General features: G+C 73.6%; 18 protein-coding genes. 4 read left to right on the top strand and 14 right to left on the bottom strand.

Going from position 1 to position 19,482, the window contains the following annotated elements:
* Window positions 1-141 precede the first annotated feature (141 nt).
* Entirely contained in the window at window positions 142-756 is a 615-nt protein-coding gene (locus FHE66_RS04330) for an HAD family phosphatase (RefSeq protein WP_139071758.1), read from the bottom strand.
* Window positions 757-847: 91 nt separating this feature from the next.
* Here FHE66_RS04330 and FHE66_RS04335 point away from each other — a divergent pair, with 91 nt between their 5' ends.
* Window positions 848-1,900, top strand: a complete 1,053-nt coding sequence (locus tag FHE66_RS04335) for a YeiH family protein (protein WP_139071759.1) — start codon at window positions 848-850, stop codon at window positions 1,898-1,900.
* Between the two features lie 163 nt (window positions 1,901-2,063).
* Window positions 2,064-4,094, top strand: a complete 2,031-nt coding sequence (locus FHE66_RS04340; RefSeq protein WP_255303603.1) for a primosomal protein N' — start codon at window positions 2,064-2,066, stop codon at window positions 4,092-4,094.
* Between the two features lie 352 nt (window positions 4,095-4,446).
* Here the strand turns inward: FHE66_RS04340 and metK are convergent, their stop codons facing one another.
* The 12 genes from metK to FHE66_RS04400 all read right to left on the bottom strand — a co-directional run bounded on the left by metK (window position 4,447) and on the right by FHE66_RS04400 (window position 17,168).
* Window positions 4,447-5,652, bottom strand: a complete 1,206-nt coding sequence (metK, locus tag FHE66_RS04345) for a methionine adenosyltransferase (RefSeq protein WP_230976579.1) — start codon at window positions 5,650-5,652, stop codon at window positions 4,447-4,449.
* A 22-nt stretch (window positions 5,653-5,674) separates the two neighbouring features.
* On the bottom strand, window positions 5,675-6,874 hold the full coding sequence (gene coaBC, locus FHE66_RS04350) for a bifunctional phosphopantothenoylcysteine decarboxylase/phosphopantothenate--cysteine ligase CoaBC (protein WP_139071818.1): 1,200 nt from the start codon (window positions 6,872-6,874) through the stop codon (window positions 5,675-5,677).
* Between the two features lie 19 nt (window positions 6,875-6,893).
* Entirely contained in the window at window positions 6,894-7,157 is a 264-nt protein-coding gene (gene rpoZ, locus FHE66_RS04355; protein WP_139071760.1) for a DNA-directed RNA polymerase subunit omega, read from the bottom strand.
* A gap of 66 nt (window positions 7,158-7,223) precedes the next feature.
* The gene (gene gmk / locus FHE66_RS04360) at window positions 7,224-7,805 is read right to left on the bottom strand and encodes a guanylate kinase (RefSeq protein WP_139071819.1); all 582 of its coding nucleotides are present in this window, start codon (window positions 7,803-7,805) and stop codon (window positions 7,224-7,226) included.
* A 2-nt stretch (window positions 7,806-7,807) separates the two neighbouring features.
* Window positions 7,808-8,119, bottom strand: coding sequence for an integration host factor, actinobacterial type (mihF, locus tag FHE66_RS04365; RefSeq protein ID WP_139071761.1), 312 nt, complete (start codon window positions 8,117-8,119; stop codon window positions 7,808-7,810).
* A 111-nt stretch (window positions 8,120-8,230) separates the two neighbouring features.
* A complete protein-coding gene (pyrF, locus tag FHE66_RS04370; RefSeq protein ID WP_218013608.1) occupies window positions 8,231-9,079 on the bottom strand; it encodes an orotidine-5'-phosphate decarboxylase in 849 nt (282 codons plus the stop codon).
* Window positions 9,076-12,372 (bottom strand): carbamoyl-phosphate synthase large subunit, encoded by a 3,297-nt coding sequence (gene carB, locus FHE66_RS04375; RefSeq protein WP_139071762.1) that lies wholly within the window; start codon window positions 12,370-12,372, stop codon window positions 9,076-9,078. The genes pyrF and carB overlap by 4 nt, the downstream gene beginning before the upstream one ends.
* Window positions 12,372-13,586, bottom strand: a complete 1,215-nt coding sequence (carA, locus tag FHE66_RS04380; RefSeq protein ID WP_230976578.1) for a glutamine-hydrolyzing carbamoyl-phosphate synthase small subunit — start codon at window positions 13,584-13,586, stop codon at window positions 12,372-12,374. The genes carB and carA overlap by 1 nt, the downstream gene beginning before the upstream one ends.
* On the bottom strand, window positions 13,583-14,902 hold the full coding sequence (locus FHE66_RS04385; protein ID WP_139071764.1) for a dihydroorotase: 1,320 nt from the start codon (window positions 14,900-14,902) through the stop codon (window positions 13,583-13,585). Before FHE66_RS04385 ends, carA begins: the two co-directional genes overlap by 4 nt.
* Window positions 14,899-15,882, bottom strand: coding sequence for an aspartate carbamoyltransferase catalytic subunit (locus FHE66_RS04390; protein WP_139071765.1), 984 nt, complete (start codon window positions 15,880-15,882; stop codon window positions 14,899-14,901). Before FHE66_RS04390 ends, FHE66_RS04385 begins: the two co-directional genes overlap by 4 nt.
* Complete coding sequence (gene pyrR / locus FHE66_RS04395) at window positions 15,879-16,436, bottom strand: bifunctional pyr operon transcriptional regulator/uracil phosphoribosyltransferase PyrR (RefSeq protein WP_139071766.1); 558 nt, start codon at window positions 16,434-16,436, stop codon at window positions 15,879-15,881. Before pyrR ends, FHE66_RS04390 begins: the two co-directional genes overlap by 4 nt.
* Window positions 16,437-16,676: 240 nt before the next feature.
* The gene (locus FHE66_RS04400; RefSeq protein ID WP_139071767.1) at window positions 16,677-17,168 is read right to left on the bottom strand and encodes a CinA family protein; all 492 of its coding nucleotides are present in this window, start codon (window positions 17,166-17,168) and stop codon (window positions 16,677-16,679) included.
* A 108-nt stretch (window positions 17,169-17,276) separates the two neighbouring features.
* On the opposite strand from FHE66_RS04400, the gene FHE66_RS04405 reads away from it, so the two are divergent.
* Window positions 17,277-17,711: a DUF4383 domain-containing protein gene (locus tag FHE66_RS04405; protein ID WP_139071768.1), complete on the top strand. Its 435-nt coding sequence runs from the start codon at window positions 17,277-17,279 to the stop codon at window positions 17,709-17,711.
* Complete coding sequence (locus tag FHE66_RS04410; RefSeq protein ID WP_139071769.1) at window positions 17,708-18,265, top strand: DUF2231 domain-containing protein; 558 nt, start codon at window positions 17,708-17,710, stop codon at window positions 18,263-18,265. Before FHE66_RS04405 ends, FHE66_RS04410 begins: the two co-directional genes overlap by 4 nt.
* Here the strand turns inward: FHE66_RS04410 and lgt are convergent.
* A complete protein-coding gene (lgt, locus tag FHE66_RS04415) occupies window positions 18,262-19,236 on the bottom strand; it encodes a prolipoprotein diacylglyceryl transferase (RefSeq protein ID WP_139071821.1) in 975 nt (324 codons plus the stop codon). The two genes, FHE66_RS04410 and lgt, sit on opposite strands and share 4 nt — an antisense overlap.
* Window positions 19,237-19,482 lie beyond the last annotated feature (246 nt).

Consider the following 19,482-nt stretch of genomic DNA (forward strand, 5'->3'; position numbering starts at 1 on the left):
CGCCCACTTCCTGCCACCACGTGCCCGACACGCGCCCGACACGCCGGGGCGCACCTGGCATTCCGGGCGCGCGGGGGCACTTGGTGGCAGGTTCGGCCCGTCTCGGGGCGGCCGATGCGTCGGCGGGCGGGGCGCCCCGCCTCAGACGGGCAGGCCGAGCGCGCGCAGGTCGGCGCGCAGGCGCTCGGCGCCGGTGAAGTGGAGCGCGACGAGGCCGGCGTCGCGCGCCGCGGCGATGTTCGCCGGGGAGTCGTCGGTGAACGCGGTGCGCGCGGGGTCCAGGCCGAACCGCTCGATGAGCAGCGCGAAGATCGCCGGGTCGGGCTTCGCCATGCCCTCCGCGCCGGAGACGAGGACGTCCTCGAGACGGTCGATGACCGGGGCCGAGCGGGCCGCCTCGTGGAAGTTCTCCGCCGACCAGTTCGTCAGTCCGAGCACCCGCACGCCGGCCGCACGCAGCTCGTCGACGATCTCGGTCGTGCCCTCGACAGGTCCGCCGAGCGAGCGTGCGAAGTTCGTCACGTAGTGGTCGAAGTCCTCGACGCGGTGGGGGTGCGTGGCCGCGAGGGCCGTGCGCGCCTCGGCGAAGGTACGTCCGGCGTCCTGCTCGTGGTTGAACGCCGGGAAGTCGATCTCGGCGTGGAAGTCGTCGAACTCCTCCCGGGTCCAGCGCTCGGCGAAGGGCTCGTACGGGTCCCACTCGACGAGGACCTTGCCCAGGTCGAAGACGACGGTGCTGATCTTCTGGGTGTGCATGTGACGGAGGTCGCCTCTCGCTCGGGGGTCGCTCCGACCCTAACGGGGGCGAAGTGGCCCGCCGGACCGGCGAGGGCGGATCATGGCCCCCATGTCGACCCCTGCCGGTACCAGCCCCTCGGTCGCGGCGACGTGGCGGGCCCGCGTCCCCGGTCTTGCCGCGGCCGTGGCCCTGGCCCTCGTGGCGACCGTGATCGGCACGGCAGCGCCGATCGTCGGGGCGCCGGTGAGCGGGGTGGTGCTCGGCGTGCTCGTCGGGGTGCTGCTGCGGCGTCGTCCCGGCACCCTCGGCCCGCTCGGGCCGGGGCTGAGAACGGCGAGCAAGCTCGTCCTGCAGGTCGCGGTCGTGCTGCTCGGCGCGCGGCTGTCCCTCGCGCAGGTGGCCGAGGTGGGGCTGGACTCCCTGCCGGTCATGCTCGGCACCGTGGGCGTGTGCCTCGCCGGCGCCGCGCTCGTGGGACGGGCGCTCGGGATCGACCACGAGCTGCGCGTCCTCATCGGCACCGGGACGGCGATCTGCGGGGCCTCGGCCATCGCGGCCGTCACGCCGGTCGTCCGCGCGCAGGGGAACAACGTCGCCTACGCGCTGTCGACCGTCTTCGCGTTCAACATCGCGGCCGTGCTCGTCTTCCCGCCGCTCGGCCAGCTGCTCGGGATGAGCGAGGAGGCCTTCGGTCTCTTCGCCGGCACCGCCGTCAACGACACCTCCTCCGTCGTCGCCGCGGCGACGACGTTCGGGCCGGTGGCGGCCGACCACGCCGTCGTCGTCAAGCTCGTCCGGACCCTGCTCATCATCCCGATCGTCATCGGGCTGGGGATCCTGGTGGCGCGCCGCGACCGCCGTCTGGCCGGTGAGGAAGCGGGGCCGCGGCCGTCGGCGATCAGGCTGGTGCCGTGGTTCCTCGTCGGCTTCCTCGTCCTGGCCGCGGTGAACAGCCTCGGGCTGGTGGCCGAGTCGTGGCACGACCCGCTGGCGACGGCGGCGACCTTCCTCATCACCGTCGCTCTCACCGCCATCGGCCTGTCCACCGACCTGCCCGCCCTGCGCGCCGCCGGCCTGCGCCCGCTCGCGTTCGGCGGCATCCTCTGGCTCCTCGTCACCGCCAGCGCCCTCGCCATCCAGTACCTCACCGGCCTCCTCTGACCCACTACTCCCCTTCCCCACCTCCCTCCCTCCCTCCCCTTCCCCACCTCCCCTTCCCCGCGACAGCCGACTTCCGCACGAGAGCCGAGTTGTGCGCGGAGGCTGTGGACTGTGCCGGCACGTCGGTGGCGCGTGGTGAGATTGGGGGACGGAGGTGAGAGACGTGCAGCAGCCAGCCCTGCTCGACGACGTCGCCGGCGTGCGCACGGTGTCGGGCGCCGAGGCTGCCGGCGTCGCGCTGCCCGTGGCGCGGGTCGCCGTCGACGTGCCGCTGCCGCACCTGGACCGCCCGTTCGACTACCGCGTCCCGCCGGAGCTGGACGACGCCGCCCAGCCGGGCACCCGCGTCTCCGTCAGGTTCGCCGGCAAGGAACGCAGCGGCTTCGTGCTCGAGCGCGTCGCCACCACCGACCACCACGGCGCGCTCGTGCCGATCCGCCGGGTGGTCTCGAACCTGCCCGTCCTCACGCCCGAGGTCGCCGCCCTCTGTCGCGCCGTCGCAGACCGGTACGCCGGGACCCTCATGGACGTCGTGCGCCTCGCCGTCCCCCCGCGCCACGCCACCACCGAGAAGGCCGTGCTCGAGGCTGCCGCGCCGGACCGCACCGGGATGACCGCCGCTCACATCCCCGGCACTGCCTGGGACGACTACGTCGGTGGCCCCGCGTACGTCCGCCGGCTCGCCGCCGGGGAGTCCCCGCGCGCGGTGTGGTCTCCGCTCCCCCGGCACGAGGCCGACGCTCCCGACCGGCTCGCCGCGATCGCCGAGGCGGCAGCCGCCACCCTCACGTCCGGGCGCGGGGTGCTCGTCGTCGCCCCTGCCGCCCGCGACGTCGAGGAGCTCACCGAGGCGCTCAAGGCCGCACTCCCGGGCGAGCCGGTGGTGGCTCTGCAGGCCGACCACGGGCCCTCGCGCCGCTACCGGGCCTTCCTCCAGGTGCTCACCGGCCGTGCGCGCGTCGTCGTCGGCACCCGCGCCGCCGCGTTCGCCCCCGTCCGTCGGCTCGGCCTGGTCGTGTGCTGGGACGACGGCGACGACGTGCTCGCCGAGCCGCGTTCGCCCTACCCGCACGCCCGGGAGGTGCTCACGCTCCGCGCCGCCCAGGAGCAGGCCGGCGTGCTGCTCGCGAGCTGGGCCCGCAGCGTGGAGAGCGCACTGCTGGTCGCCTCCGGCTGGGCGCACTCGGTCGCGGCGTCGCGGGCCACCGTGCGCGAGCGTGCCCCACGTGTCGAGGCTCCGGGCGACGTCGACCTCGCCCGCGAGGGACCGGCGGCAGGGGCGCGGATCCCGCGCCCGGCATGGGAGCTCGTGCGCAAGGCGCTCGAGCACGGTCCGGTTCTCGTCCAGGTCCCCCGCGCCGGGTACCTGCCCGTCGTCGCGTGCCAGCGTTGCCGCGAACCTGCCCGCTGCCGGGAGTGTCACGGTCCGCTCCAGCTCGCCGGCCGGGGCGGCGTGCCCACGTGCCGCTGGTGCGGGCGGCCCGACCGGACGTGGGCCTGCCCGACGTGCCGCGGCACCGAGCTGCGCGCGCGGCGGGTCGGGTCGGCCCGTACCGCCGAGGAGCTCGGCCGGGCCTTCCCGAAGGTGCCGGTGGTCCTCTCCGGCGCCCGCGCGGACCACGGCGTCGTGCGTGAGGTCGACGACCGTCCGCGCGTCGTCGTCGCCACACCCGGCGCCGAGCCGGTCGCGCGAGGCGGCTACCAGGGCGCCCTGCTCCTCGACGCCGCCGCTGTCTCGGGCCGTCAGGAGCTCGACGCCGAGCCCGAGGCGCTCCGCCGCTGGATGGCCGCTGCGGCACTGGTGCGCCCTGCGTCCGCCGGTGGCCGGGTGATGCTCCTCGGCGATCCCGCGCCGGTCCCCGCCCAGGCGCTCGTGCGCTGGGACCCCGCCGGCTTCGCCGAGCGGGAGCTCGCCCAGCGCCAGGAGCTACGACTGCCTCCCGCCAGCCGGATGGCCGCTGTATGTGGCACCTCACGCGCCGTCGCCGGCCTCCTGCGCCACCTCGAGCTGCCCGACGGCGGTGAGGTGCTCGGTCCGGTGCCGTGGTCGCAGGACGAGGTCCAGGCGCTCGTGCGCTCCGACCTCGCCCAGGGCGCGCGGCTCACCCGCGCCCTCGCCGTGGCTGCCGCCGTCCGCAGCGCACACAAGGAACCCGACCCGGTCCGCATCCAGGTCGACCCCCCGGAGCTCTGACCGGCACGCCGAGCGACCACAGCCGCACCCTCACCCGCCGACAGCCGAGTTCCGCCCGACAGCCGACTCACGAGGGTTCAGGCATCGACCGCTCCGATCGGAGGAGCGGGCTGGAACCTGCGGAATCGGCGCCGTCCGGCAGAAGTCGGCTCTCGCGACCAACTCCGCTCTCGGGCAGAAGTCGGCTCTCGTGCGCAACTCCGCTCTCGTGCGCAACTCCGCTCTCGCGACCAACTCCGCTCTCGCGACCAACTCCGCTCTCGCGACCAAGTCGGCTCTCGTGCGGAAGTCGGCTCTCGCGGGGCGGGTGGAGGGGGTGAGGCGGGTGAGGAGGCGGGCGGGGGTGGGCGGGTCAGCTGATGGCGGCGCGGAGCTGGTCGACGCGGTCGGTGCGCTCCCAGGTGAAGTTCTCCAGCTCGCGGCCGAAGTGGCCGTAGGCGCTCGTGTCGCGGTAGATCGGCCGCTTGAGGTCGAGGGCGTCGACGATGGCGGCGGGCCGCAGGTCGAAGACCTCGCGGATCGCGGCCTCGATCCGGGCGACCGGGACGGTCTCGGTGCCGAACGTCTCGACGTACAGGCCCACGGGGTGCGCCTTCCCGATCGCGTACGCGACGTGCACCTCACAGCGGCGGGCGAGACCGGCGGCGACGACGTTCTTCGCGACCCAGCGGGTGGCGTAGGACGCCGAGCGGTCGACCTTCGAGGGATCCTTGCCGGAGAACGCGCCACCGCCGTGACGGGCCATGCCGCCGTAGGTGTCGACGATGATCTTGCGGCCGGTGAGGCCGGCGTCGCCCATCGGGCCGCCGACGACGAACTGCCCGGTCGGGTTGACGTAGAGCGTGTGCCCGGCGGTGTCGAGCGCGCCGGCGTGCTCGGCGAGCACGGGGGCGACGACCTCGGCGGCGACGGCCGACTGCAGCCACGCGCTCGTGACGTCGGCGTCGTGCTGGGTGGACACGACGAGGGAGTCGAGTGCGACCGGTCGGTCGCCGTCGTAGGCGATGGTCACCTGGGTCTTGCCGTCGGGCCGCAGGCCCGGGACGATCCCCTCCTTGCGCACCCGGGCGAGACGCTCGGCGAGCCGGTGGGCGAGCCAGATCGGCAGCGGCATGAGCTGGGCGGTGTCGTCGCTCGCGTAGCCGACCATGAAGCCCTGGTCGCCGGCGCCCTGGTCGTCGTAGGGGTCGTGCGTCTCGCCGGTCCGGTTCTCCCAGGACTTGTCGACGCCGCTGGCGATGTCCGGCGACTGCTGCCCGATCGACACCTGGACGCCGCACGAGTGCCCGTCGAAGCCGATCGCGGAGGAGGTGTAGCCGATCGCGTTGACCTCGGCGCGCACGATCTGCGGGATCTCGACGTACGCCTCGGTGGTCACCTCGCCGGCGACGGTCACCAGACCTGTCGTCACGAGGGTCTCGACGGCGACCCGGGCGTCCCGGTCCTCCCGGAGGATCGCGTCGAGGATGGAGTCGGAGATCCGGTCACAGACCTTGTCGGGGTGACCCTCGGTCACCGACTCGGACGTGAACAGACGCAGGCTGGCGTTGGAGGTCACCGATCGATCCTAGTCGTGCTTGTCAGCGCAGCCGCGGGACGATGAGGTCCCACAGGCCGCGCGCGACGTCGTGCTTGGTCCCGGCGGCCGCCCCCACGGCGGCGCCGTCCGGGCCGAGGACGGTGACGGCGTTGTCGACGTCACCGAATCCCCGGCCCTTGCCCACCGCGTTGACGGCGAGCAGGTCCGCCCCCTTGCGCCGCGCCTTGGCGCGGCCGAGCTCGAGCACCTCGTCCGGGTCCCCCGTCTCGGCGGCGAAGCCGACGACGACGAGGTGGTCGCGGGGGCGGGCCGCGACGGTGGCGAGGATGTCAGGGTTCTGGACGAGGTCGAGGACCTCCGGGGCCCCCTCCCCCTTCTTGATCTTGCGCTCCGCGGTGGTGCGCGGGCGGAAGTCGGCGACGGCGGCGGCCATGACGAGGACGTCGGCGTCGGCGGTCGCGTCGTCGACGGCGGCGGCGAGCTCGGCGGTCGTCTCGACGTCGGTCACCTCGACGGCGGGGTGCGCGGCGAGCGCGCGGGCGGAGGCGTCGACGGACGCGGCGATCAGGCGCACCCGGGCGCCGCGGCGGGCCGCCTCGACCGCGATCTCCACGCCCTGGCGCCCGGAGGACCGGTTGCCGAGGAAGCGCACGGGGTCGAGCGGCTCGCGGGTGCCGCCCGCGGTGACGACGACGGTGCGCCCGGCGAGGTCCTGCGGCGCGAGGAGCGCGAGGGCGGCGGCGGTGATCGTCGCCGGCTCGGGCAGCCTGCCGGGTCCGGAGTCGGTGCCGGTGAGGCGCCCGGAGTCCGGCTCGAGGACGGTGACGCCCCGGGCGCGCAGGGTCGCGACGTTCGCGACGGTCGCCGGGTGCAGCCACATCTCGGTGTGCATCGCCGGGGCGAGGAGCACCGGGGCGGTGACGGTGAGCAGCGTCGTCGTCAGGAGGTCGTCCGCACGCCCGGAGGCGGCCCGGGCGAGCAGGTCGGCGGTGGCGGGGGCGACGACGACGAGGTCGGCGCTGCGACCGAGGGCGACGTGGTCGACCTCGGTCGCGCCGTCGAAGACGCTCGTCGTCACGGGTTCACCGGACAGCGCCTCCCACGTGGGGCGCCCGACGAACTCGAGGGCGGCCGCGGTGGGGATGACCCGCACCCGGTGGCCCGCCTCGCGCAGTGCGCGCAGGACGAGAACCGCCTTGTACGCGGCGATGCCGCCGGTCACCCCGAGCAGCACGCGCAGGCCGCCCGTGTGCGTCATGTCAGCCCTCGGTCGGGGTGACCTGCAGCAGCCCCTCGTTGATCTCGCGGAGCGCGATCGACAGCGGCTTGTCGGTCTGCGCGTGCGGGACGAGCGGGCCGACGAACTCGAGGAGACCCTCCTGGAGCTGGGCGTTGTACGCGTTGATCTGACGGGCGCGCTTGGCGCCGTAGATGACGAGGGCGTACTTGGAGTCCGCGGCCTCGAGCAGCTGGTCGATCGGCGGGTCGGTGATGCCTTCGGGCTGGGCAACGGTTCCGGACAATGGTCACCTCACGTGATTCTGGTGGCGGGCGGCGTCCCGGACCCGGGACACGCGCAACGGTCAAGTCTACTCGGTCGGCAGGCCCATGAGGGAGACGAGCTCGTCCGTGGCGCGTGTCACGACGTCGTTGACGACGACGTCGTCGAACTCCCCCGCCGCGGCGAGCTCCTCCCGGGCGGTGCGCAGCCGACGCTCGCGCTCCTCCGGACCCTCGGTGCCCCGGCCGAGCAGCCGGCGCTCGAGCTCCTCGAACGACGGCGGCGCGAGGAACACGAAGTGGGCGTGCGGCATGGTCCGGCGGACCTGGCGCGCGCCCTGGAGGTCGATCTCGAGCAGCGCGGGCTGTCCGCTGCTCAGCTGGGCCTCGACAGGTCCGCGCGGCGTGCCGTAGCGGTTGCGGCCGTGCACGACGGCCCACTCGAGGAGCTCGTCCTCGGCGACCATGCGGTCGAACTCGGCGTCCGAGACGAAGTGGTAGTGGACGCCGTCGACCTCTCCCGGGCGCGGTGCCCGGGTGGTCGCGGAGACCGAGAGCCACACCTGCGGGTAGCGGCGGCGGATGTCGGCGGAGACGGTGCCCTTGCCGACGGCGGTGGGGCCGGCGAGGACGGTGAGGCGTGACTCGGCAGCTGGGGAGTGGGCCGCCACGGTCACCCGAAACGCTCGACGAGGGCGGTGACCTGGTTGTGGCCGAGGCCACGCACGCGCCGGGACTCGGAGATGCCGATCTCGGCCATGATCGTGCGGCTCTTGACCTTCCCCACGCCGGGGAGGGACTCGAGGAGCTCGACGACGCGCATCTTGCCGAGCGCCTCGTCGTCGCCGGCGTCCTTGACCACCTGGGAGAGGGAGGTCTGGGAGTACTTCAGCCGGTTCTTCACCTCGGCTCGGCGGTTTCGGGCGGCAGCGGCCTTGGCCAGGGCGGCGGCGCGCTGCTCGGGAGTCAGTGACGGGAGGGCCACGGGGATCACCTCGGAGGGGGACGGAGGGGGCTGGGAGGGACGGTCCTTGGGGGAAAGGTACCGACCGTCAGCCTCAGTGTGCCAGGACCTGCGGGGTCGTTGAGCGGATGGTCACCGACCGAGGGCGGCGCGGACCTCGGCCGTGGCGTCCTCGACGGCCCGGAGGAGCCCGTCCGGCCCGGCCGCGAGGACCGCTCGCGAGGTGCTCGCGAGGACGGCGCGCTCGGCGCCGGCGAACACCTCGGTGACCTCGGCGCGGCCGGCGCCCTGGGCACCGAAGCCGGGCGCGAGCAGCGGGGCGCGGGAGGCCGCGAGGTCGATGCCGAGCTCGCGGACCGCCGGGCCGACCGTCGCGCCGACGACGAGGCCGACCGACCCGAGGCCCTGAGCCGCCGGCCCGGCGGCGTTGAGCGCGCCGACGCCGTCGACGACGCCGGCCGCGACCGACCGCCCGTCCGGGCCGACGGCGTGCTGGACGCCCGCGCCCTCCGGGTTGGAGGTGAGAGCGAGGACGAACACCCCGCGGCCGGTCGCGTGGGCGAGCTCGACGGCAGGAGCGAGCGAGCCGAGCCCGAGGTACGGGGAGAGGGTGACGGCGTCGGCGGCCAGCGGCGCGCCGTCGGCGAGGTAGGCCTGGGCGTAGCCGGCCATCGTCGAGCCGATGTCGCCGCGCTTGACGTCCAGGACGCTGAGCGTGCCCGTCCCCCGGCACCCCCCGAGCACCTCCTCGAGCGCGGCGACGCCCGCCGAGCCGTGCCGCTCGAACAGCGCGGACTGCGGCTTGAGCGCCGCCACCCGGCCGCCGAGCGCCTCGACGACGCGCAGCGCGAACTCACGCAGCCCGGCGGCGTCGTCGCCCAGCCCCCACGCGGCGAGCAGCCCGGGGTGCGGGTCGATGCCGACGCACAGCGGGCCGTGCTCGTCCATCGCGGCCGCGAGCCGCGTGCCGAAGGGCGTCACCGGACGCCCCGGGCCGCCCGGGCGGCGTCGTGCTCCTGGAGGGAGGTCACGGTCATCGGGCCGAGTCCGGCGGCCTCGATCGCCTGGACCGCGGCGGAGAGCTCCTGCATCGTCGTGATGATCGGCTTGTCGGCCGCCGTCGTCGCGGTGCGGATCTCGTAGCCGTCGGCGCGGGCGCCCTGGCCGGAGGGGGTGTTGACGACCATGTCGACCTGGCCGGTCTCGATGAGGTCGACGACGGTCGGCTCCCCGTTCGGGCCGCGCCCGGCCGAGGCCTTGCGCACGACCTCGGCGGCGATGCCGTTGCGGCGCAGGACTGCCGCGGTGCCGGAGGTGGCGAGGATCTCGAAGCCGAGGCTCTGCAGCCGGGCGACCGGGATCGCCAGCGCCCGCTTGTCGCGGTCGGCGACCGAGACGAACACCCGGCCCGAGGTCGGCAGCCCGCCGTAGGCGGCCGCCTGGGACTTGGCGAAGGCCCGCGGGAAGTCGACGTCGTAGCCCATGACCTCACCGGTCGAGCGCATCTCCGGCCCGAGGACGGTGTCGACCACCGAGCCCTCCCGGGTGGCGAAGCGCTTGAAGGGCAGGACCGCCTCCTTGACTGCGATCGGCGCGTCGAGGTCCAGCCGGGTCGCGTCGTGCTCGGGCAGGATCCCCCGCTCGCGCAGCTCGGCGATTGTCGCCCCCGCCATGACGAGCGAGGCGGCCTTGGCCAGCGGCACGCCGGTCGCCTTGGCGACGAAGGGCACCGTGCGCGAGGCGCGCGGGTTGGCCTCGATGACGTAGAGGACGTCGGAGACGAGCGCGAACTGGATGTTGATGAGGCCGCGCACCCCGACACCCGCGGCGATCGCCCGGGTGGACTCGGCGATCCGCACGATCTCCCGCTCGGAGATCGTCACCGGCGGCAGGACGCACGCGGAGTCCCCGGAGTGGATGCCGGCCTCCTCGATGTGCTCCATGATGCCGCCGAGGAAGAGCTCGGAGCCGTCGTAGATCGCGTCGACGTCGATCTCGGTCGCGTCGTCGAGGAACCGGTCGATGAGAAGGGGACCGCTGCCGTCGCCGATGGCGGTCCGCGCGGCGTAGTCGCGCAGCTGCTCGACGCCGTAGACGATCTCCATCCCGCGCCCGCCGAGGACGTAGGAGGGCCGCACGAGGACGGGGTAGCCGATCCGCTCGGCGATCTCCAACGCCTGCTCCAGGGTGGTCGCCGTGCCGTACGCCGGGGCGGGCAGGCCCGCACGGTCGAGGACGGCGCCGAAGCGGCCACGGTCCTCCGCGGCGTCGATCGCCTCGGGCGGGGTGCCGAGGATCGGCACGCCGGCGTCGGCAAGGCGCTGGGCCAGGCTCAGCGGCGTCTGCCCACCGAGCTGGACGACGACGCCGGCGACCGGCCCGACGGCGAGCTCGGCGTGGTAGACCTCGAGGACGTCCTCGAAGGTGAGCGGCTCGAAGTAGAGCCGGTCGGAGATGTCGTAGTCGGTGGACACGGTCTCCGGGTTGCAGTTGACCATGACGGTCTCGAACTGCTCGGCCAGCGCCATCGTCGCGTGGACGCAGGAGTAGTCGAACTCGATGCCCTGGCCGATGCGGTTGGGGCCCGAGCCGAGGATGATGACCGCCGGCCGCTCGCGCGGCTCGACCTCGGTCTCCTCGTCGTAGGAGGAGTAGTGGTACGGAGTCTGGGCGGCGAACTCGGCGGCGCACGTGTCGACCGTCTTGTAGACGGGGCGCAGCCCGTAGGCGTAGCGCACCTCGCGCACGGTGTCGTCCGACAGCCCGCGCAGCTGGCCGATCTGCACGTCGGAGAAGCCGTGACGCTTGGCGAGGGCGAGCACCTCAGGGGTGAGCGCCGGGGCCTGGCGCACCTCGTCGGCGATCTCCTCGATGAGGACGATCTGGTCGAGGAACCACGGGTCGATGGACGTCGCGGCGAACAGCTCCTCGACGGTCGCGCCGCCGCGGACGGCCTGCTGGATGTCGACCAGCCGGCCCGCGGTCGGGGTGCGCACCGACTCCAGGAGCGCGGCGGTCCGCTCGGCGTCGGGCGCCTCTCCCTGCCAGTGGAAGACGCTGTCCTTGGTGTCGAGGGACCGCATCGCCTTCTGCAGCGCCTCGGCGTAGTTGCGGCCCAGCGCCATCGCCTCGCCCACCGACTTCATCGTCGTCGTGAGAACGGGGTCGGCGGCGGGGAACTTCTCGAACGCGAACCGCGGCACCTTGACGACGACGTAGTCGAGCGCGGGCTCGAAGGACGCCGGGGTCGCCCGGGTGATGTCGTTGGGGATCTCCTCGAGCGTGTAGCCGATCGCCAGGCGGGCGGCGATCTTCGCGATCGGGAAGCCGGTGGCCTTGGAGGCGAGGGCCGAGGAGCGCGAGACGCGCGGGTTCATCTCGATGACGATCGTGCGGCCGGTGTCCGGCTCGACGGCGAACTGGACGTTGCAGCCCCCGGTGTCGACGCCGACCTCGCGGATGACCGCGATGCCGATGTCGCGCATCTTCTGGAACTCGCGGTCGGTGAGGGTCATCGCGGGTGCGACGGTCACCGAGTCACCGGTGTGGACGCCGACGGGGTCGACGTTCTCGATCGAGCACACGACGATGACGTTGTCGGCCTTGTCGCGGATGAGCTCGAGCTCGAACTCCTTCCAGCCGAGGATCGACTCCTCGAGGAGCACCTCGGTGGTCGGTGAGTAGTGCAGGCCGGCGCCGGCGATCCGCTCGAGGTCCCCGGCGTCGTAGGCCAGGCCGGAGCCCAGGCCGCCCATGGTGAAGGACGGGCGCACGACGAGCGGGTAGCCGAGCTGCTCGGCGGCCGCGTGGCACTCCTCCATCGTGTGCGCGATGACCGAGCGCGCCGACTCCGCGCCGCACCGCTCGACGATCTCCTTGAACGCCTGGCGGTCCTCCGCGGCGTGGATGGAGGCCACCGAGGCTCCGATGAGCTCGACGCCGTACTCGGCGAGCACCCCGGCCTCGTCGAGCGCGATCGCGGTGTTGAGCGCGGTCTGCCCGCCGAGGGTGGGCAGGAGCGCGTCGGGGCGCTCCTTGGCGATGATCGTCGCGACGACCTCGGGGGTGATCGGCTCGACGTAGGTCGCGTCGGCGATCTCCGGGTCGGTCATGATCGTCGCGGGGTTGGAGTTGACGAGGATGACGCGCAGGCCCTCCTCGCGCAGCACCCGGCAGGCCTGGGTGCCGGAGTAGTCGAACTCGGCGGCCTGCCCGATGACGATCGGCCCGGAGCCGATGACGAGGACGGAACGCAGGTCGGTACGACGCGGCATCAGGCGTCCTCTCCGGTCGTCTGGGAGCGCGCCGCGCGATGGGCGGCGACGAGCTCGAGGAAGCGGTCGAACAGGTGGGCGGCGTCGTGCGGGCCGGCGGCCGCCTCGGGGTGGTACTGGACGGAGAAGGCGGGGATGTCCAGGGCGCGCAGGCCCTCGACGACACCGTCGTTGAGGCTGATGTGGGAGACCTCGACGCGGCCGAACCGCCCGTCGTCGTACGGCGCGAGGGTCACCTCCCCGACCGGGGCGTCGACCGCGAAGCCGTGGTTGTGCGCGGTGATCTCGACCTTGCCGGTGGCGCGGTCGAGGACCGGCTGGTTGACGCCGCGGTGCCCGTAGTCGAGCTTGTAGGTGCCGTAGCCCAGGGCCCGGCCGAGCAGCTGGTTGCCGAAGCAGATCCCGAAGAACGGCAGGCCGGCCGACAGGACGCCGCGCAGGACGTCGACCTCGTGGTCCGCGGTGCCCGGGTCCCCGGGCCCGTTGGAGAAGAAGACGCCGTCGGGGTGGAGGGCGACGATCTCGGCGAGCGTCGTGCGCTGCGGGACGACGTGGACGCGGGCGCCGCGCTCGGCGAGCTGGGCAGGCGTGCGCGCCTTGATCCCGAGGTCGACGGCGACGATCTCGGCCACCGGCTCCTTGCCGGCGAACTCACCGGTCGGCTCGACGACGTAGGCCTCCGGCGTGGAGACCTCCCCGGCGAGGGCGGCGCCGGACATCTGCGGCGCCTGGCGCACGAGGTCGACGAGCACGTCGAGCCCGGGACGGCCGAGGGTCATCGCCCCGGCGGGCAGCGCCGAGCCGGAGAAGATCCCGGCGCGCATGACGCCGCGGTCGCGCAGGTGGCGGGTGAGCGCCCGGGTGTCGACGTGGCAGATCCCGACGACGCCCTGCTCGCGCAGCTCGTCCTCGAACTCGTGGGTGGAGCGCCAGTTCGACGCGCGCCGGGCGGGCTCGCGCACGACGAGCCCGGCGACCCACACGCGGGCCGACTCGGCGTCCTCGGCGTTGACGCCCGTGTTGCCGATGTGCGGCGCGGTCATCGTGATGATCTGGCGGTGGTAGGACGGGTCGGTGACCGTCTCCTGGTAGCCCGTCATCGCGGTGGCGAAGACGATCTCCCCCACCGTGCGTCCTTCGGCGGCGTAGGCCTGGCCGGCGAGGACGAACCCGTCCTCGAGGACGAGCAGGGCGTCCTCACGCTGGTACCTCAACGAGATCCTCCTGTGTGCTCGGCGACGGGCTGGGCGTCGAGGACCGTTGGACGCCCGCGGAGGAACGTGGCCACGACGCGCCCTGGAAGGGTACGGCCCTGGAACGGGGTGTTGCGGCTGGTGGTCGCCTGGTGGGCGCCGTCGACGGTGACGCGCGCCGCCGGGTCGACGAGGGTGAGGTTGGCGGGCTCACCGACGGCGATCGGGCGCCCGTGACCCTCGACCCGCCCGATGCGGGCGGGCGCGGTCGACAGGACGCGCGCGACGCCGGCCCAGTCGAGCAGGCCGGGCTCGACCATCGTCTCGATGACGACCGGCAGCGCGGTCTCCAGGCCGGTCATGCCGAAGGCGGCGTCGGCCCACTCGCAGTCCTTGTCCTCCACCGGGTGGGGGGCGTGGTCGGTGGCGACGATGTCGATCGTCCCGTCGGCCAGCGCGGCGCGCAGGGCGAGGACGTCCTCCTCGGTGCGCAGCGGCGGGTTGACCTTGAACACCGGGTCGTAGCTGCGGGCGAGGTCGTCGGTGAGGAGCAGGTGGTGCGGGGTGACCTCGGCGGTGACGTCGATGCCGCGTGACTTGGCCCAGCGGACGATCTCCACCGACCCCGCCGTCGAGAGGTGGCAGATGTGCACGCGCGAGCCCACGTGCTCGGCGAGGAGCACGTCGCGGGCGATGATCGACTCCTCGGCGACCGCCGGCCAGCCGGTGAGGCCGAGCTCGGCGGACACGACGCCCTCGTTCATCTGCGCGCCCTCGGTGAGCCGCGGCTCCTGGGCGTGCTGGGCGACGACGCCGTCGAACGCCTTGACGTACTCCAGCGCGCGGCGCATGAGGACGGGGTCCCACACGCACTTGCCGTCGTCGGAGAAGACCCGCACGCGGGCCTTCGAGGTGGCCATGGCGCCGAGCTCGGCGAGCTGCTCCCCCGCCAGACCCACGGTGACGGCGCCGACCGGCAGGACGTCCACCCATCCGGCCTCGCGGCCCAGGCGCCACACCTGCTCGACGACACCGGCGGTGTCGGCCACCGGGTAGGTGTTGGCCATCGCGTGGACGGCGGTGAAGCCGCCGACCGCCGCGGCGCGGGTGCCCGACCACACGGTCTCGGCGTCCTCGCGGCCCGGCTCGCGCAGGTGGGTGTGGAGGTCGACGAGGCCCGGCAGGGCGACCAGGCCCTCGGCGTCGACCACCTGGGTGTCGCTGTCGGCCCCGGCGGCGGCGTCGGCGCCGGTCGCGGCGATGACGCCGTCGGTGAGGAGGAGGTCGGTGGGCTCGCCGCCGAGCGGCGCGGCCCCCCGGATGAGGTAGCTGGTCACAGGGACGCTCCTGTCGTCGTGGTCGCCGGGGCGCCGGCGAGAAGGTGGTAGAGCACGGCCATGCGCACCGAGACGCCGTTGGCGACCTGCTCGACGATGGTCGAGCGCGGGCTGTCGGCGGCCTCGGCGGAGATCTCCAGGCCGCGGTTCATCGGGCCGGGGTGCATGACGATGGCGTGGTCGGGCAGGGCGGCGAGGCGCGCCCCGGTGAGGCCGTAGCGACGGTGGTACTCCTGCGGGGAGGGGAAGAACCCGCCCCCGGCGCTGGACATCCGCTCGCGCTGGACGCGGAGCATCATCACCGCGTCGGGGGCACCGGCGATCGCGTCGTCGAGGTCGTAGCGGATCTCGGCGGGCCACGTCTCGGCACCGACCGGCACGAGCGTGGGCGGGGCGACGAGCGTGACCCGCGCGCCGAGCGTCGTCAGCAGGTCGACGTTCGAGCGCGCGACCCGCGAGTGGAGGACGTCGCCGACGACGACGACCTTGAGCCCGCGCAGGTCACGGCCCCGGGACTCCCCACCCTCGGCCGCGAGGTGCCGGCGGATCGTGTAGGCGTCGAGGAGCGCCTGCGTGGGGTGCTGGTGGGTGCCGTCGCCGGCGTTGACGACCGGGACGTCGATCCAGCCGGAGTGCGCGAGGCGGTGCGGGGCGCCCGAGGCGCTGTGCCGCACGACGACCAGGTCCGCGCCCATCGCCTGCAGCGTCTGGGCGGTGTCCTTGAGCGACTCCCCCTTGGAGACGCTCGAGCCCTTCGCGGCGAAGTTGATGACGTCGGCCGACAGCCGCTTGGCGGCCGCCTCGAAGGAGATCCGGGTGCGCGTGGAGTCCTCGAAGAAGAGGTTGACGACCGTGCGCCCGCGCAGCGTGGGCAGCTTGCGGATCTCGCGGGACTGGGTCGCGGCCATCTCCGCGGCGGTGTCGAGCAGGGCGACGGCCGCGTCGCGGTCCAGGTCGGCGGCGGAGAGCAGGTGCCTCATCGGGTCTCCCCCTCCTCGGGCTTGACGATGGTGACGGCGTCCTCGCCGTCGACGTCCGCGAGGGTCACCTGGACGCGCTCGTGGCGCGAGGTCGGCAGGTTCTTGCCGACGTAGTCCGCGCGGATGGGCAGCTCGCGGTGCCCGCGGTCGACGAGCACGGCGAGCTGGACGCGCGCCGGGCGGCCGAGGTCACCGAGCGCGTCGAGCGCGGCGCGGATGGTGCGCCCGGAGTACAGGACGTCGTCGACGAGGACGACCGTCGCGCCGTCGACCCCGCCCGGGGGCAGCTCGGTGCGCAGGAGGGTGCGCGTGGGCTGGGAGCGCAGGTCGTCGCGGTACATCGTCACGTCGAGCGTGCCGAGACCGGCGCTGCCGCCGGCGGCGAGCACCCGCTCGTGGAGGCGCTGGGCGAGCGGTGCCCCGCGCGTGGGGATCCCGAGGATGACGAGCGACTCGTCCGGCTCGGTCCGTTCGAGGATCTCGTGGGAGATCCGGGTCAGCGCCCGGGAGATCTCCTGCGGCCCGAGGACGGGCACGGCTGTGCTGGGGGACATCTGGCAGTCTCCTTCCCCGCCTCACTGGACGGGCCTTAAAGGATGGGCAGATCGCAGGTCATGCTACCGGCACTCGACAGGTGTCGGACGCACCCGTCCACGCACGGGCGGGGCGCAGCCGCGCCCGGCCCCACACTCCCCCGACCACACACCCCCGCGACAGCCGACTTCCGCACGACAGCCGACTTCCGCACGAGAGCCGACTTCCGCACGACAGCGACTTCCGAGCGGACGTGGGGGTCAGGCGTGCCCGGCGTCCTCGAGTCCCGCCGCGAGGAGCTCCAGCGCGCGCAGCGTCGTCCGGTCGAGGATCTCCGCCGGCTCCCCGTCGAAGTGGTGCTCCTCGCAGGTCGTCCCCGCGGGGGTGTGAATGGCGATGAAGACGGTGCCGACCGGCTGGTCCTCCTGCCGGTCGGGGCCGCCGACGCCCGTGACGGCCACCGCGCAGTCCGCGCCGAGCACCCGGGCGGCACCCTCCGCCATCGCGCGGGCGCACTGCTCGCTGATGACCGGCCCCTCCGGCACGCCGAGCGCCTTCTGCTTGGCCTCGACCGTGTACGTCACCGCACCCCCCGAGAACCAGCTGCCGGCCCCGGGTGCCGCGCCGAGGTGGACAGCGATCTGGCCGCTCGTGAGCGACTCCGCGGTGGCGACGGTGACCCCGCGATCACCCGCCCGTTCCCCGACGACCGAGGCCAGCTGCTCCGCTTCTCCTGTCAGTTCCTTGGTCATCGGCCGATTCTCACCGGGTCGCCGCGGGTCGGCATCCCGGGGCACCGGATGCGGCGTGTGACGCACGCCACCATGATGGCGACACCAGACCCGTACCCGGAGGACGCCATGACGACCATCCGTCCGACCGTCCAACGGCGCGGTGCCCACCAGCGGCTCGCGCTCGTCCTCGGGGTCCTGTTCGTCGTCGTCGGCATCGCCGGCTTCGGCGTCACGGGCTTCGAGGGCTGGGTGGAGCACGACCACACCCAGACGCTGGTCGTCTTCGCGGTCAACCCGCTCCACAACGTCGTGCACATCCTCATCGGCCTGCTCGGCATCCTGCTGTGGCGCACCCCGAGCGGATCGAGGACGTTCGGGTGGCTGCTCGTCATCGGGTACGGCGCCACGCTCCTGTACGGAGTGTTCGTCGTCGACAACGAGGAGGCGAACTTCCTCAACATCAACTGGGCGGACAACTGGCTGCACCTGGCCGCGGTGGTCATCGGCCTGGTCATCGCACTCCTGCCCTACCGGACGTCGGCTCAGGGAGCGGACCGATGACGGCGCCGGGCTCGGGGTCCCCGGGCGCGCGCGTCGCCGAGGCCATCGAGCAGGACGAGCGCCTCGACGCCGCCGTCCAGGCACTCAGCGGACCGGTGCAGGTCCTCGCCTCCGTGCCCGGGCGCGACCTGCTCCTCGGCAAGCCGTTGGGCCACGCGCTCCACCCGATGATGACCGACCTGCCCATCGGGTTCTGGACGAGCGCGACCGTGCTCGACCTGCTGCCCGTCCCCGGCGGGCGCCGCGCGTCGCAGCGGCTCATCGCACTCGGCCTCATGGCGGCGGTACCGACGGCACTGAGCGGCTGGGCCGAGTGGGGCCAGGTCAAGGACCCCGGGTCACGCCGCGCGGGCGTGGTCCACGCCGGCGCCAACGGCGCGGCCGCGGTCCTGTTCGCCGGGTCCTGGCTCGCTCGCCGCTCCGGCCGGCACCGCAGCGGTGTGGTTCTCGGCGGTCTCGGCGCGCTCGCCGCGTCGGCCGGAGGGGCGCTCGGCGGTCATCTGGCCATCGGGAAGAAGGTGGGCAGCACCTTCACCGCGACCGCGTCCGCCTAGCGCTCGCCGCGCGCCGAGGAGGCGTCGTCGTCCGTGGGCTCGACCTGGGCGGACGCGCCGTCCTCCTGCGCGGTGGCCGTCTCGTCGCTGTCGACGACGGTGGCGTCGACAGCGGTGTCGTCGTCCGCGGTCTCCGGACCGTGGCCCGGCAGCCAGATCTCCTCGTCCTGCCCGCGGGTGCGCCGCCCGATGCGGATGTAGAAGGCGAAGGCGACGAGGAAGACGAGGATCGAGGTCCACACGTTGAGCCGCAGGCCGAGGACGGTCTCGGCCGTGTCGATCCGGAGGTACTCGATCCAGACGCGTCCGGCGGTGTAGAGCATGACGTAGAGCCACATCACCCGGCCGTGGCGCAGGCGGAAGCGACGCTCGGCCCAGAGCAGGACTCCGACCATCGCGAGGTTCCACACCATCTCGTACAGGAAGGTGGGGTGGAAGAGGAGCGCGGGGTCGGTGTAGCCGGAGACGCGGTGCGCGGCGTCGATCTCGAGACCCCACGGGAGGGTGGTGGGCGCTCCGTAGAGCTCCTGGTTGAAGTAGTTGCCGAGGCGGCCGATGGCCTGGGAGACCAGGAGCGCCGGGGCGGCGGCGTCGGCGAAGGGCGCCAGACGCAGCCCGCGACGACGCAACGCGATCCAGGCGCCGAGGGCCCCACCCATGATCGCGCCCCAGATGCCCAGCCCGCCGTTCCAGATCTCGATGATCCGGGCGGGATCACCGTTCTCGCCGAAGTAGGCGTCCGGCGAGGACACGACGTGGTAGATCCGGGCGCCGATGATCCCGAAGAGGACCATCCAGAGCGCGACGTCGACCGCCGTGTCCTTCGGGCCGCCCTTCGCCGAGTAGCGCCGGTCGAGGATCCACCAGCCGGCGACGATCCCGAGGCCGATCGCGATGGCGTAGGCACGGATCGGCAGCGGGCCGAGCCACCACTCGGCAACGGCGGGGCTCGGGATCGAGGCGGGGAGCATCAGCACGGGGGCAGCCTAACCGGCGTGACCGACACGGTGGGCCCGGCTTCCGGGACGCCGCGAGGACGACGACGGAGGGCCGACCCGCGGAAGTTCGCTCTCGCGCACAAGTCGGCTCTCACGCACAAGTCCGCTCTCGCGCGAAAGTCCGCTCTCGCGTACAAGTCCGCTCTCGCGCACAAGTCCGCTCTCGCGCACAAGTCCGCTCTCGCGCACAAGTCCGCTCTCGCGCACAAGTCCGCTCTC

The organism is Georgenia sp. 311 (assembly GCF_006151955.1).
In the GTDB taxonomy this organism is placed as follows: Bacteria; Actinomycetota; Actinomycetes; order Actinomycetales; family Actinomycetaceae; genus Oceanitalea; species Oceanitalea wutianyii.